Consider the following 13,238-nt stretch of genomic DNA (forward strand, 5'->3'; position numbering starts at 1 on the left):
AAGTAAAGTTAATGAATTAGCCAAGTGTAAGAGTAAATCTGACACCAGAATATAATTATGCTGTGATTGCAGAGAATTTTGTCAAAGAGTTGCGTGAGAATTGACTTCTCTTCTTAATTCCCAATGTCCTATGCCCCATACTCAATGCCCCACTCCCCAATCAATCCAATATGTACTAAAATCAAGGACTTGAGTCACAAAGAGAGCAATCATGGTATCCATCCGCGAGTTGCACGAACAGCTAGTAAAAAAAGAACGTTCTGCTGTTGAAATTACCCAAGAAGCTTTAGAGCGCATTCAAGCGTTAGAGCCGAAATTACACAGCTTTTTATGCGTGACGGCAGAACGGGCATTAGAGCAGGCGGGTACTGTGGATGCCAAAATCGCAGCGGGAGAACAAATTGGGCTGCTAGCAGGGATTCCTGTGGGGATTAAAGACAATTTGTGTACTAAGGGGATTCCTACCACCTGCGGTTCCCGGATTTTGGAAAATTTTGTACCGCCTTATGAATCAACGGTGACACAAAAACTGGCAGATGCTGGGGCGGTGATGGTGGGTAAAACCAACTTAGATGAGTTTGCGATGGGTAGTTCCACAGAAAACTCAGCCTACCAAGTTACGGCTAACCCTTGGGATTTGTCACGAGTTCCGGGTGGTTCTTCTGGTGGTTCCGCAGCAGCGGTAGCAGCTGAAGAATGTGTGGTTGCTCTCGGTTCTGATACTGGTGGTTCGATTCGCCAACCTGCGTCTTTCTGCGGTGTTGTGGGGATGAAACCAACTTACGGTTTGGTTTCGCGTTATGGTTTGGTGGCTTATGCTTCGTCTTTAGATCAAATTGGCCCATTTGGAAACACAGTAGAAGATGCTGCGATATTATTGAACGCGATCGCAGGTTACGATCCCAAAGATTCCACTAGCCTCAAAGTTCCCATTCCCAACTACGCTGCTAGCTTAAAACCAGACTTTAAACCAAGAGGCCAGCTCAGAATTGGCATCATTAAAGAAACTTTTGGCGAAGGTCTAGATTCTGTAGTAGAACAAGCTGTTACTAAAGCAGTTGACCAACTACAAAGTTTGGGAGCAGAAATTCATATAATTTCCTGTCCGCGCTTTCGCTATGGCTTACCTACTTACTACATCATCGCTCCATCAGAAGCCTCAGCTAACCTAGCTCGTTACGATGGCGTTAAATACGGTTACCGCGCTGCTGATGCCGATAATCTGCTATCAATGTACACTCGTACCCGTGCCACTGGCTTTGGCACAGAAGTCAAACGCCGGATTATGATCGGCACTTATGCGCTTTCGGCTGGCTATTACGACGCCTATTACTTGAAAGCTCAAAAAGTCCGCACACTGATTAAGCAAGACTTTGAAAGGGCTTTTGGTAAGGTTGATGTGTTAGTTTGTCCCACATCTCCCACTACAGCATTCAAAGCAGGGGAAAAAACCACTGACCCCTTAAGTATGTATTTAAATGACTTAATGACTATTCCCGTAAATCTTGCTGGTTTACCTAGCTTAAGTTTGCCATGTGGTTTTGACGAGCAAGGGTTACCCATAGGATTACAGCTAATTGGTAATGTCCTAAGAGAAGACCAACTTTTTCAAGTAGCTCATGCTTATGAGCAATCAACTAATTGGCATCTGCGTAAACCGCAAATATCTTGAAAAGTGGGCATGGGGCATGGAGAAGAGGTGTGGGAGGTCTGGGAGGTGTGGGAGGAAGAAGAGGAAGCATAAATTCTCTTTCTACCCACACTCCGTCATCTCCCTCATCTCTTCATCCCCGCGTTCCCACGTCCCCGCGTCTCCCCATCTCCCTCACTGATTACTAACTAGCGACTGCTGATTGTTATCTTCTGGAGTCACCGATTCAGCTGTAAGGCGCGGATTTAGTGTATGAAGAAGACCAGCAGATGCACTTACTAATAATAAAATATAGGTCAAAACAAGAGGTATGTATGTATTTCGTTTTTTATCTAAATTTTTATGAGTATTTTTACAGTCTTGCCGGACAACATTAATTATCAGCATGTGCGATAAAGTATTTCCATCTAGTCCTAAGGCATCTCCATAACGACGGATGAATCCTTGAAGAAAAATAGGCTCTGGTAGTTCTTCAAATCGCTCATGTTCTAATGCTTCCAAAACGCCTAATCGAATCATTGTTTTTTCACTTATTTCTTCGATGCGTATGGATTTTTGTTGTCTTACTTGTCGCAAGTGTGTGCTGATTTCCTTTAGTTGCTCTAGTTGAGCTTCGTTTAAGGGTGTCACGGTCTTCTCCTAGTATGGGCTAATTCTACTTTCATTGATGAAGACTTAAACTTGCATACGTAAATTTACTAAATATTTGATTTTTAGATAATTTTTTTTCATTATTGCTTAATCGTTCATTTTAAAATGCTAAAGCACTTATAGTAAGTATTTTTTCTGTTATAATAAATACTCAAAAAATCAAAAAAATCAAGCATGAATGGACAACAAGCTGCAATTTGTAATACCAGTATTTACACGGCTGCTACTTTGGGCTGGGATAATTACAGCGTTTATCTACTTGGGTATCTGTCTATTTCTTTTTATTAGCCAAACTCGATTTATTTTCTTTCCTACTGCTGTTCTTGAAAAGACACCAGAGTTTTTTAATCTCACTTACGAAGAGATTTGGTTACCTGTAGCTCTTAAAACAGGTAAGATAGAGCACATTCATGGTTGGTGGATAAAAGCTGAGCAACCAAATGCTAAGGTGTTGCTATATTTGCACGGCAACGGTATTAATATTGGCGCAAATGTAGCTCATGCTAATCGATTTTACCAGTTAGGATTTTCGGTCTTGCTGATTGATTATCGGGGTTATGGCCGCAGTGAAGGTTCTTTCCCCAATGAAAAGCGGGTTTATGAGGATGCAGCCACAGCTTGGAATTACTTGCTACAACAACAAATTCCACCAAAGCAAATTTTTATTTATGGTCATTCTTTAGGGGGTGCAATAGCTATTGATTTAGCAGTGAAACACCCAGAAGCTGCTGGTTTAATTGTCGAAAGCTCTTTTACATCCATCCGCGAATTGATTGCTTATCGAAAAAAGTTTGGCATGTTTCCTGTAGATTTAATTTTGACGCAGCGGTTTGAATCAATTCAAAAATTGCCCAATTTAAAAGTACCTGTTTTATTCATTCATGGCGTTGCCGATTCGGCTGTACCTTCTTTCATGAGCCAAAAACTTTATGCTGCTGCTCCCGAACCAAAGCAATTATTTTTAGTTCCAGCTGCGGAGCATAATAATACCGCAGTAATCGCAGGTTCACAATATTTGCAATTGGTAGAGTCTTTTGTTGAACAAGTCTTGACAGTAAATAAAGTATAACTTCTAATAGAGTTTTAGATTTTAGATTAGGATTATTTGAGTGCATCTGGCTTGATGCGATCGCGTTTAATATCAAGTCTCATTAAACACTTACAGCACATTGGAAAGCCGTGAGGTACAGATAATCGTAGGGGCGTATAGCTATGCATACGTGTCAACTTCAGGTAGAAGCCACCAAGGCTAGCTTCTACAGACTTTTTTTCTCTGCGTTGTGTCAAAGATGGAGTGATAACGTAGACGCGGAGCGGCTTGCCGCAGGCTACCGCAAAGTACGCTAAGGACACAAAGGAAGAAAAGAAAGAAATGATAGAAGTTACTACGATTCTAACATTCTGAATTCTGAATTCTGAATTCTCTTGCATTATGGTAATTTATAACTAGCAATACGCAGATTTAATTTACCTTTGCTGGGATTTTGGCTGAATATAAATGCGCCTTCTTCTGTTTCACGAGTAGATATAAAGTCAATTTGTTGTTCTCCTGATTCTGCAACTTCGCCATCAATTACTAACTCAGCAATAATTTGAACCGACTCGGCTGTGTCTCCTCCAGTATTTACGACTTCAAAGGGTACATAAAATTGCCCATCAATTTCCCGAATAGCTTCTTTTTTACTGACAGAAATAATAGGAGGTTGGTTTTTTTCGTTTAGCCAAGTGTAGCCTACCAAACTTACAATAATGGCTAAAATAAACGAGGCGATAGTGAATGTCACCCATTCAGCAAGGGAACGCTTTGGTTTTTCTTCTGTTTTAGTCATATCGCTAACCTACCGGCTGCACCGCCAATGGTTGCAGGTAAACCTAACATTAAGGTGTGATCTAACCACATTGTCCACGGGTCGCTAAAAGTCAACTTTTGAAAAAACCACAGCATGAAAGCGCCTGCTAGTAGTGATACTAGATAAGACATGATGGTTTCGCTAGATGGCCTTTGAAAAATTCCTTTTTGCTGTCTTCGCTTTCGCTGGTCAGAAAAGCCTGCCTGAAATACTATGCCGTAGGAAATCAGCAAAGATGCGGCGATGATTGCCAATTCCCAAAGCGGTGAAGCGGCGGCGGCTAACATGGTAATTTCATCTGTTGGGGCAATGTTAAATGCAATGACGATCGCACCAATTAGGGTTGCACCTATATCTGCTAAGGTGGCGTCTATTTGGTTGTCGTTTTTGTTCGCTTCATCATATTTTGCAGGTGGTGTTTCCTTGTCATCGTCGTTTCTGGTATCTCCCAAAAACTGGTTGGCTAATGCTACGCCAAGAGTGAAAGGTACACTTTCAAAGATAATTTTACCTAAAGATTCTCTCAGGGAAGTTTCTAGCGTCAATTCTCGCAATAGTAGCAGCACAAAGGTAGAGCAAGTTATTCCGATCGCTATTGCTTCTATGGTATCCATTGCGGCTTGTTGAGCTTGCCAAGTATATCTGCGTTTGCGAAAACCTTCTGTTTGATTGAGCAAGAAAACCACAATAAACATCAGTGCGATCGCCATCATCATCAGTTGTGGTTTTGCCAGCGAGCCAATCCACCATACCTCCATTGTATACAGCAAAGGTATGCCAAATAAAAAACCTCCACACGCACCCCGAATGATGTCATTAATCTCACTTCTCCAGACGTTTTTATGACGTTTTGTTGCCACTCCTTGACTTTCCTTTTGTTAAAAATTTGCTTTATATAAAAATTGCCAAAGCAATACCTACATATCTGGCTTCTTAAGCAACATATAAATCAGCGATAGGGGCGTATAGTTGTACGCCCCTACATATCTATCTGCTGATTGCATTCTGGCTTTTTCTTCAAGATATATAAGTTTTATTCATTGATTATTCATATTTTACACTAAATAGTGCTGCCCCATTTGGCACCCATCTCAAGATACTAGACTTTATGTAATTTTTCTCTCCTTTGAAGGAAGTAAAAAACAATACATTACTAATAAATTTAGTAGTAGCTTAATCAACTACAAGCCGGAGATAAAACCATGAGTGCCGAAAAAAGAATCGAAGCTACAGCAAAAAATATTGAAGGAAAAATTCAAGAGGTTGTGGGTGAATTAACTGGCAACCCTCAGGATAAAGTTGAAGGACAAGCAAAGCAAGCCGAAGCTGAAGGTATTCACGTTGTCGAAAACATCAAAGATGAAATCAAGAAGGCTTTAAGCTAGTTTAGCTACTGCAATGTAAATCGTAATTTTAGTGCTGATTTATTACTGATAGTCTGACATTAATTACTCCACTAATTTTGGAAAGTGGAGTTTTTGTATTGGGGCAAAATTGGCTAAAAGCTTGGCTCCAATCATAATTTTTGTAGCAATTCGATTCAATTAATAAGTGGCACGACCAGCCACTAAATTCCATATAAAGATAGCGATGATTGCACCAATTATGGCGACAATTATACCAGGGATGCTGAGGGATGCAGCAGCTAATTGAAATCTACCCGTCTCTAAAAGAGTAACTAAAATTCCGCCAATTACAGCACCTACGATACCTAGTACCATAGTTGCAACGATTCCACCACCTTGACGACCGGGATAGATAGCTTTTGCTATGGCTCCGGCAATCAAACCCAGAATTACCCAAGCAATAATGTTCAGCATAAATTTATCCATCAGAAAAGTTAATAACTAGCTTAGAAATTACAATACTGTTTTCCTTCTACCATAAGATATAGGTATTCAACTCAAGCTTAGTTAGTGTACTTTCTTTGAATCTAAGGTTATTAGCAAGCAATAGCTAAGTTTTTGGTAATAAAAGTGTAACTTTTATTGCTAATACTGACTTATATCATGTTCGGCAAAATAGTTATAATTAAATCTCACGCAAAGGCGCAAAGGCGCAAAGAAGTCTACAAAATTTTTATCGTAACTAATTAGACGAACCTGATATTATCTAGTAATTTGCTTGATTTTTGAACTTTATTTACTCCTGTATAGGAGTCGAGCATCAGCCTTTTCAAGTTCAAATTTTTTGTAGATATTCAGGTGGCACACTATCCACCAACCAAACACCATTATCAGAACAATAAAAAATGTAACCAGCCTGATGCATTGCCGCAGCATCTACGATAAAAACTGCTGGTTTCCCATGTCTTGCTCCCACATTGTGGGCTGTAGCTATATCTTTCGACAAATGAACGTGGTGACGGGACATTTTGCAAAGTCCTGTTTTCAGAATTGAATCTACAGATTTGTGTCCCGTACCGTGATAAAGCCGATCTGGGGGAGTAATAGGTTCTAATTGTAAATCGATTTCTACACTATGTCCTTGATTAGCACGAATCATAGTACCTGTAGAGTCAAAAGAAAAGCGTTGTTTATCGTTAGATGCAACTACTAACTCTAATTCTTGACGGCTAATGGGAAACTTGTTTTTCGCACAAGCTGTAAGTAGTTTATCAACAGCAACCCAACCACCGGGAGCAAGTTCAATTCCAATTGCATCTGGCGTGTGTCGCAGATATTTGCTGAGATATTTGCTGATTTTGATGAGTCGAGGATCGCTCATTTAATTGTGGTTGGGATTATTTATACTACAGTTTTATATTTATATACTACATGAAAATTTTAGCTAATAGTTTTAATTTGTGTAAATTGACATAACTTGTCTAATCATCAGGACTAATGCCACTGCAATCATCGCCATCAGTGTCAACTTACCGCCAGGAACGAGTGATTGATGGATGCTATTGGAGTTTTTTTGTTCTTGACGTTGCTTCCAAGTCATTAACGCTGGAATAATTCCACCTAAAACTGAGATGCTGAATGTTCCTGTGTAATCTAGGGCAGTAAAAAATATGCTGGGATTGAGGGTACCGAGAGTCATCGGAGGGAAAAGAACTAACGAATAAAGGGGTAGGCGAGTTGATCCTTTGCCCTGTGCAATAACAAAAATATCTTTGAATAGATCCAATAAACCGTATACAAATCCAATGAATGATGTGACGATCGCAAACTCTGAAAACACCGATACTAGCACTCCTAACCATTCTCCTGCGCCACCGGCTCGCAAAATCTGTAGTGGGTCAAAAACAGTTTTGCCGACAGATGTGTTATTTACCATATCGGGACTGACGCTTGCCAAAATTACAGCATTCCACGCCAAGAACATGATTAGGGGAATCAAGGAACCAATGAAGATCGAGCGACGAATTTTGCTGACATCTCCTTCAAGTTGCGTCACAACTACCGGTACAATGTTTTGATAAAACATTGCTACACACATAACTGAAACAGCGCTACCAAGGGCACTCCAGTTCTGGGTTAAGAATTGGCTACTCTTAACTTGCCCTCCTGCTAGTAATAAAAGCCCCAAGAAAGAAACAATGACAATTGCCACAAAGGCGCTGTTTAATTTCTCAATAAACTTTTCTCGCCCAACATACATCACGCCGCCAAAGATGAGTGTGAAAGCCGTTGTACCCACCCATGTAGGCAATAAGTTCTGCACGCCCCAAAGGTTTGCGATCGCAGTTCCTAAAATCTCTCCGCCTTGGGTAATGTATGCTACCAACAAAGCGTAGTGCATAAATAAATATGCGCTACTAGCAACTCGCGCCCCCAGCTTTCCAAGGGTCTTTTCAACAACTCCCAACAGACCTATACTCGGACGCCCTTCTAGACGCATGGTGTTTAAAGTCACCTCTGCAATCAACAAACCTGAAATTAGAGCGTAGAGCCAAACAGCAATCAGCCCAAAGGTTGATGGCAAAATACCTGATGGCAGGGTGACAGCTGGTAGGGCGAGAATCCCAGCCCCGACTGTGGTTCCCGCAATCAGCGCTGTACTTCCCAATACGCTACCTGGTTGATGATTGAGTTTATTTCCATCAAATTGAAGGTGAGAAAAGAACCGAGTTACTTGCTCTGAATCCTTGAGAACAGCCTTCATGAGGGTCATATTGAGTAATTGCACTTAAATTAAGGACACAATTTTAACATATGTAAACGATTTTAGCAAAAATCCTTAATTTACCAAAGGAGGCAGGAGGCAGAGGGCAGGAGGCAGGAGGTTAGGAGTATTAATTATAGCTAAAGTTACTGGGTATAAAGCCCAGTCCCCAATCGCCAGTCCCTTCATTAACACTGAGAAAACAATTTACCAACTTGTGCCAAATCTACATTTCCACCGCTGATGATGACACCAATCTTGGCTTGTGGTGCTGTTACCACACCTTCGAGTAAGGCGGCGGCGGCGAGTACTCCAGTGGGTTCAACAACAATTTTCAGGCGTTCCCATAAGAAAAACATGGTGCGAACGATCGCTTCCTCAGATACGGTTACCATATCATCGACGTAGCGCAGAACTAGGGGAAAAGTAATTTGGCCAAGGCTAGGAGTCCGGGCGCCGTCAGCTATGGTGTTAGGATTTTTGACAGTTTGCAGGGTTTTGCTGTGAAAGGAACGGGTGGCATCGTCGGCAAGTGTCGGTTCTGTGCCGATTACTTTACAATCAGGTAGAAGTGCTTTAGTGGCGATCGCACTACCGGAAAGTAAGCCACCACCGCCACAACAAACTAACAGCAAGTCTAATTCGCCTACTTCTTGAATCAGTTCTAAAGCTGCTGTACCTTGTCCTGCAACTATATGGGGATGATCGTATGGCGGAATTAGTGTGAGATTCCGATCGCTTGCTAAACTTTGGGCTAATTCTTCACGGTTCGTTGTTTGGCGATTGTACAAAATTACCTCTGCACCATAACTGCGAGTGGCAGTTTTTTTGACGGTGGGTGCATCGTCAGGCATGACAATGGTGGTGGGAATATTTAGTAATTGTCCAGCTAAAGCGATCGCTTGGGCATGATTTCCGGATGAATAAGCGAGAACGCCTGTTTGTTTTTGTACTGGCGATAGTTGCGCTAAGGCGTTGTATGCACCTCGAAATTTAAATGAACCGGTGCGTTGAAAATTTTCGCACTTAAAAAACACTTGGTTATGAGTGCGATCGTTAACAATTCTAGAAGTCAGCACGGGTGTGCGGTGGGCAATTCCCAAAAGTCGCCCTTGTGCTGCTTGGACATCAGTTATGGTAATAAAGTTATGCTTCAGCATCGATGGCAGTATTAAAGATTGTTGCTCTTTATTGTCAGACGAACGAGTAATTATGCCAATCGCCCACTGGTTGGTAACCAATTTCCTGATATATATGATTGGATGTTGGGTTTGCCAAATCTGTGAATAAAAAACAGAATCGATTTCCTCGATCTAATAAAGTCTGACTCAAAGCTGCAACAGAAGCGCTGGCGTAGCCTCTACGGCGATGTTCAGGCGGTGTGTACACCATACCAACCCGCGCACCATTGGGCGTGGTTCCACCATGACAAGCTATTGAAACTGCTACTTCGTCCTGCCAAAGGTAAGCAGTACCTTGGCGTAAAACTCCTTGAACCCAGCGTTCTGCATCTAGTTCAATCTCGCCCAAAGCTTCTAGAGAAAAGGCTTCATGCCAATTTTTCAGAAGTTCTCGGTCATCCTCTGTGGCTAGACGTAAATAACCTGTGACTTGAGAAATTGGCTTTACCTTTTCTAATTTAAAGGTACGCAAAGCTACTTTCAACTGATAGGATTGACCAGTCAGCGAATGCCACGCCAGAGTAAAAGCTTGCGCCTCATCTGTGGGAGCATTTACTCCTGGTAGTGATGGGTAGGAGATAGATAAATCTTGAGCAAGTAACTCCACTGCTTGGAAATCTTTAATCTCGGAGAGTAGCAATGGTCTAGGTGATGTTCTCATGGCTACAGCCACAATATCTCCATTTACCTCCACTGTTGACAAATAAGGCTTTTCTTCAAAGCGTTCGGGATTTTCAATCAAGGTATGGCTAATTCCCAACAGTAAGTTATGCATTGCTTCCTGATTCAGCAAGTAATCTTTTACCCTGGCGTAAAATTCAGTAGCATTTTGAAATCGATAAACTTTCATTCTAATTCCCTTAGGCTTCGCTACTAATAGTTGTCCTGGTCATTTGTTCTCGCAAAACCGCAAATTGAGAAAGGACAATTTTCTCCATTGCCCCAGTTTCCAAGGTTCCCACCCGGAAAAAATCAAATATTTTAAATTCTAAAATTTTTTATATCAATATGTTATTTAACATAAAACAAAAATTAAAGATTCGCGTCAACCATCCGCGAATCTTTATTGCATATCAAAAATTTTGAGATATCAAGCTACTTATTTTTTTTGAGTTCGTGCATACTTCTGACAACTTTTGTAACTAAATTTCTGGGTGTAAATCTGACGCTTTGAGTCAATATTTTATTTCTCATCCCAGGAATAACAACAGTTTTGTTTTTCATTAAACCATGATAGCCAATACTGGCAACGGTTTGCGTGTTCATCATTCTGTTAACACTGGCAATTTTCGAGTCTTCCATTGCAGCTGTTTGTTGAAATTCCGAGGCTGTAGGCCCTGGACAAAGAACAGTCACGCTGACACCTGTACCTTCTAATTCATTAGCGATCGCTTCTGAAAATGATAATACATAAGCTTTAGTAGCGAAATAAACTGCCATGAGAGGCCCCGGTTGAAAAGCAGCAGCTGAGGCAACGTTTAATATTTTTCCATAATCCTGTTCGATCATATCTTTGAGGAATAATTTAGTTAAATGAGTCAGACTCACCATATTTACCTGTAGCATTTTTAGTTCAGTGGTGAGGTCTGTTTCGCTAAATGTTCCGTAAGTACCAAAACCAGCATTGTTAATCAATACATCAACTTTAATGGATGCTTGTTGTAGTTCTGTAAAAATTTCTTCGGGTGATGTTGGTATAGATAAATCTTTAGCAAAAGTTTTGACAAAAATATTAAATTTTTGCGGTAATTGATCTGCAATTTCAGTAAGTTTTTGTTCATTCTTATCTACTAACACAAGATTATAATTATTACGGGCAAAAATCTGGGTAAATTGGTAGCCTATTCCACTAGCCGCTCCAGTAATCAGAGCAGTTTTTTGGTGTTGACTTTTTGATGTTGTATTCATTAAAATTGCAAATCTGAGTTAATTAGTTGAAGTGCAGTAATATCTAATCAAGTATATTATTATTAAATATGAGAATATGTATCTATATAAACAGTTAATAATTCATGGACAATAAAATCCCCGACTTCTTTAATAAGTGGGGGATTTAAATAAAGGTTGAGATTTGCAAACAAAAAATAAACAGAAATTCGTAACGAAAATTTATCTATGATTTTGGTTGTCAAAAACGACTTTACACAAATAGTTGCGTAAACTCATACATTAAATCCACCCTACCTTTACGTAACATGGCTGGATCTAATCTTTCAGTGGTGTTGCAAGTCATTAAGACAACTAATCTTTGCTGCATCTGAATACCAGAGTCATCAATTACACTTTGATATAAAGTGCCATCCAGCAAACTCAAAATGTGTTCGGTTTTGTTGTTGTATTGTGCTACTTCAGATGCACGATTTTGGGCTAAATTATCAGCTTCGTTGATTACTATACAAATCCGTTCTAGGTAAGTGGGTGGGACAAAGTTGGCGATCGCGTCATGATCTAAAATGAAAATTACAAAACCTAAAGGTACGAGAATTTCTTTTGCTACTGCTTGTGTCCAAGCTGTTTTACCAGTCCCCGGTTCTCCATGTACAACAACGGCTAACTGATTTTGATTGAGAATTGCTTGTTGTACGGAATCGGTAAAATTTTGGATATCTTCTGGAAATGTGCGAATGGGAAATTGACTGTGAACTTTGCCTACACGACTTTGATATCCACTCAGCATTACTGCTAAGTCGTAAGTTGCTTTGTTAATTAATGGCGCTAAATTTCTCGCCATTAAAGTATATTGTCGTCGTCCGCGATCGTAAGGATCGATTTGTAACCAAACGTCATATTCAGACCAGTAAGCATAAACAGTATTGATAACATCTAACCGTTCCCAACTAAAAAATTTTTCTACAGGGAAGTAAAAATCTCTTTCTGAATAATATTGGGTAATAATGTCAGGACGAGCTAACAAATGTAAAACACGCAGTACAGTAATTTCTTGCAGCCGATTCAGAACATAATCAATGGGAATGCTGCTACGGCTGACAAATTGAACTATCGGTGTTTCCGTACTCAAAATATCTTTGTATCGATGATCTGGTGATTGAGGATCTGGTGTGATGTAATTCCAAAATTTTTCAATTTCGTAACGCGTATTATCAGAAACAACATTTAATAAATTTGCCCACCAAGCATAATTATTTCGTCCCAAAATATCAGCGACATTACTTGCTAAATTCAAAGTTTTTTGGCTTAATTCGCGTGAGTCCTGAGACAATAAATGCCATAAAAAGCCCCAGTCTAATTCTCGGTGAAACGGCCGCCAACCGCTAGCAAGTAAGCTTTGACGAGTATTATTCGCAGGACTGCCATCATTGCTTCTATAATAGTCAAAATCCATATTTATCTAAGTATGTAGCGTTATCGAGTTATTTTGTGCTGAATTAGGAGATTTTGAAAAATTTTCTCGTAATATCAACTAATTGCGTACAAATGTTAAGTTTATTTTCACCGTGCTGTACTGCTTAGCAAGTCTTCTTAATGTAACTCATCCTATTATGTATTATACTATAATACATATAAATTACTTGTGTCAATTTATTTTAGCAAGTAATTGGTAAATGAGAAGCTTTTGATGTAGCCGCTGCGACACTTGTAGCCTTTCGTCCTTTAGTCAGGTACGCTATAACCATCAATGGTGTATTTTGAATCAAGTAAGAATGAAGCGATAGTTACTAGTAAGAATTTACAATTCAGAATTTAGAATTCTGAATTAATATAGCGGTTTCCAATTACATCAGGTACAAGGTAGGGGCGCACAGATGTGCACCTCTACAAAGGTATCTTGATACA

The 13,238-nt window shown here is 40.0% G+C and carries 15 protein-coding genes; 4 read left to right on the plus strand and 11 right to left on the minus strand.

The window, feature by feature from the left end; genetic code table 11:
* Positions 1-211: 211 nt before the first annotated feature.
* Positions 212-1,672: an Asp-tRNA(Asn)/Glu-tRNA(Gln) amidotransferase subunit GatA gene (gene gatA / locus H6H03_RS16435; RefSeq protein WP_190956147.1), complete on the plus strand. Its 1,461-nt coding sequence runs from the start codon at positions 212-214 to the stop codon at positions 1,670-1,672.
* On the plus strand, positions 1,669-1,839 hold the full coding sequence (locus H6H03_RS16440) for a hypothetical protein (protein WP_190956148.1): 171 nt from the start codon (positions 1,669-1,671) through the stop codon (positions 1,837-1,839). Before gatA ends, H6H03_RS16440 begins: the two co-directional genes overlap by 4 nt.
* Here H6H03_RS16440 and H6H03_RS16445 read toward each other — a convergent pair.
* Positions 1,826-2,281, minus strand: coding sequence for a helix-turn-helix domain-containing protein (locus H6H03_RS16445; protein ID WP_190956149.1), 456 nt, complete (start codon positions 2,279-2,281; stop codon positions 1,826-1,828). The genes H6H03_RS16440 and H6H03_RS16445 overlap by 14 nt on opposite strands.
* Before the next feature lie 199 nt (positions 2,282-2,480).
* Here H6H03_RS16445 and H6H03_RS16450 point away from each other — a divergent pair, with 199 nt between their 5' ends.
* Positions 2,481-3,371: an alpha/beta hydrolase gene (locus H6H03_RS16450; RefSeq protein ID WP_190956150.1), complete on the plus strand. Its 891-nt coding sequence runs from the start codon at positions 2,481-2,483 to the stop codon at positions 3,369-3,371.
* Between the two features lie 32 nt (positions 3,372-3,403).
* On the opposite strand, the gene H6H03_RS16455 is transcribed toward H6H03_RS16450, so the two are convergent.
* Genes H6H03_RS16455 through H6H03_RS16465 form a run of 3 tightly spaced genes read right to left on the minus strand, consistent with a single transcriptional unit; the run spans position 3,404 to position 5,012 of the window.
* Positions 3,404-3,733 (minus strand): hypothetical protein, encoded by a 330-nt coding sequence (locus H6H03_RS16455; protein WP_190956151.1) that lies wholly within the window; start codon positions 3,731-3,733, stop codon positions 3,404-3,406.
* A complete protein-coding gene (locus tag H6H03_RS16460) occupies positions 3,733-4,131 on the minus strand; it encodes a TIGR02588 family protein (protein WP_190956152.1) in 399 nt (132 codons plus the stop codon). The genes H6H03_RS16455 and H6H03_RS16460 overlap by 1 nt, the downstream gene beginning before the upstream one ends.
* The gene (locus H6H03_RS16465) at positions 4,128-5,012 is read right to left on the minus strand and encodes a TIGR02587 family membrane protein (RefSeq protein ID WP_190956153.1); all 885 of its coding nucleotides are present in this window, start codon (positions 5,010-5,012) and stop codon (positions 4,128-4,130) included. Before H6H03_RS16465 ends, H6H03_RS16460 begins: the two co-directional genes overlap by 4 nt.
* A gap of 342 nt (positions 5,013-5,354) precedes the next feature.
* Here H6H03_RS16465 and H6H03_RS16470 point away from each other — a divergent pair, with 342 nt between their 5' ends.
* Positions 5,355-5,537 (plus strand): CsbD family protein, encoded by a 183-nt coding sequence (locus H6H03_RS16470; protein WP_190956154.1) that lies wholly within the window; start codon positions 5,355-5,357, stop codon positions 5,535-5,537.
* Between the two features lie 159 nt (positions 5,538-5,696).
* Here the strand turns inward: H6H03_RS16470 and H6H03_RS16475 are convergent, their stop codons facing one another.
* From H6H03_RS16475 to H6H03_RS16505, 7 genes are all read right to left on the minus strand, one after another.
* Positions 5,697-5,969, minus strand: coding sequence for a GlsB/YeaQ/YmgE family stress response membrane protein (locus H6H03_RS16475; protein ID WP_190956200.1), 273 nt, complete (start codon positions 5,967-5,969; stop codon positions 5,697-5,699).
* Positions 5,970-6,333: 364 nt separating this feature from the next.
* Positions 6,334-6,879, minus strand: a complete 546-nt coding sequence (locus H6H03_RS16480) for an RNA 2'-phosphotransferase (protein WP_190956155.1) — start codon at positions 6,877-6,879, stop codon at positions 6,334-6,336.
* 72 nt (positions 6,880-6,951) lie between these two features.
* Positions 6,952-8,262 (minus strand): amino acid permease, encoded by a 1,311-nt coding sequence (locus tag H6H03_RS16485; RefSeq protein WP_190956201.1) that lies wholly within the window; start codon positions 8,260-8,262, stop codon positions 6,952-6,954.
* Positions 8,263-8,450: 188 nt separating this feature from the next.
* The gene (locus tag H6H03_RS16490) at positions 8,451-9,422 is read right to left on the minus strand and encodes a threo-3-hydroxy-L-aspartate ammonia-lyase (protein ID WP_190956202.1); all 972 of its coding nucleotides are present in this window, start codon (positions 9,420-9,422) and stop codon (positions 8,451-8,453) included.
* A 34-nt stretch (positions 9,423-9,456) separates the two neighbouring features.
* Positions 9,457-10,293: a GNAT family N-acetyltransferase gene (locus tag H6H03_RS16495; protein ID WP_190956156.1), complete on the minus strand. Its 837-nt coding sequence runs from the start codon at positions 10,291-10,293 to the stop codon at positions 9,457-9,459.
* Positions 10,294-10,538: 245 nt separating this feature from the next.
* Positions 10,539-11,351: an SDR family NAD(P)-dependent oxidoreductase gene (locus H6H03_RS16500; protein WP_190956157.1), complete on the minus strand. Its 813-nt coding sequence runs from the start codon at positions 11,349-11,351 to the stop codon at positions 10,539-10,541.
* A 232-nt stretch (positions 11,352-11,583) separates the two neighbouring features.
* Complete coding sequence (locus tag H6H03_RS16505) at positions 11,584-12,786, minus strand: AAA family ATPase (RefSeq protein WP_190956158.1); 1,203 nt, start codon at positions 12,784-12,786, stop codon at positions 11,584-11,586.
* Positions 12,787-13,238 lie beyond the last annotated feature (452 nt).

The organism is Nostoc paludosum FACHB-159, from assembly GCF_014698835.1.
GTDB lineage: Bacteria > Cyanobacteriota > Cyanobacteriia > Cyanobacteriales > Nostocaceae > Nostoc > Nostoc paludosum.

What these genes read in the sequence shown, in the direction of transcription:
- H6H03_RS16450 (WP_190956150.1), top strand. Translation starts at nt 2,481, where the DNA reads ATGGACAACAAGCTGCAATTTGTAATACCAGTATTTACACGGCTGCTA.
- H6H03_RS16500 (WP_190956157.1), bottom strand. Translation starts at nt 11,351, where the DNA reads ATGAATACAACATCAAAAAGTCAACACCAAAAAACTGCTCTGATTACT.
- H6H03_RS16485 (WP_190956201.1), bottom strand. Translation starts at nt 8,262, where the DNA reads ATGAAGGCTGTTCTCAAGGATTCAGAGCAAGTAACTCGGTTCTTTTCT.
- H6H03_RS16480 (WP_190956155.1), bottom strand. Translation starts at nt 6,879, where the DNA reads ATGAGCGATCCTCGACTCATCAAAATCAGCAAATATCTCAGCAAATAT.
- H6H03_RS16455 (WP_190956151.1), bottom strand. Translation starts at nt 3,733, where the DNA reads ATGCAAGAGAATTCAGAATTCAGAATTCAGAATGTTAGAATCGTAGTA.
- H6H03_RS16470 (WP_190956154.1), top strand. Translation starts at nt 5,355, where the DNA reads ATGAGTGCCGAAAAAAGAATCGAAGCTACAGCAAAAAATATTGAAGGA.
- H6H03_RS16495 (WP_190956156.1), bottom strand. Translation starts at nt 10,293, where the DNA reads ATGAAAGTTTATCGATTTCAAAATGCTACTGAATTTTACGCCAGGGTA.
- H6H03_RS16490 (WP_190956202.1), bottom strand. Translation starts at nt 9,422, where the DNA reads ATGCTGAAGCATAACTTTATTACCATAACTGATGTCCAAGCAGCACAA.
- H6H03_RS16460 (WP_190956152.1), bottom strand. Translation starts at nt 4,131, where the DNA reads ATGACTAAAACAGAAGAAAAACCAAAGCGTTCCCTTGCTGAATGGGTG.
- H6H03_RS16505 (WP_190956158.1), bottom strand. Translation starts at nt 12,786, where the DNA reads ATGGATTTTGACTATTATAGAAGCAATGATGGCAGTCCTGCGAATAAT.
- gatA (WP_190956147.1), top strand. Translation starts at nt 212, where the DNA reads ATGGTATCCATCCGCGAGTTGCACGAACAGCTAGTAAAAAAAGAACGT.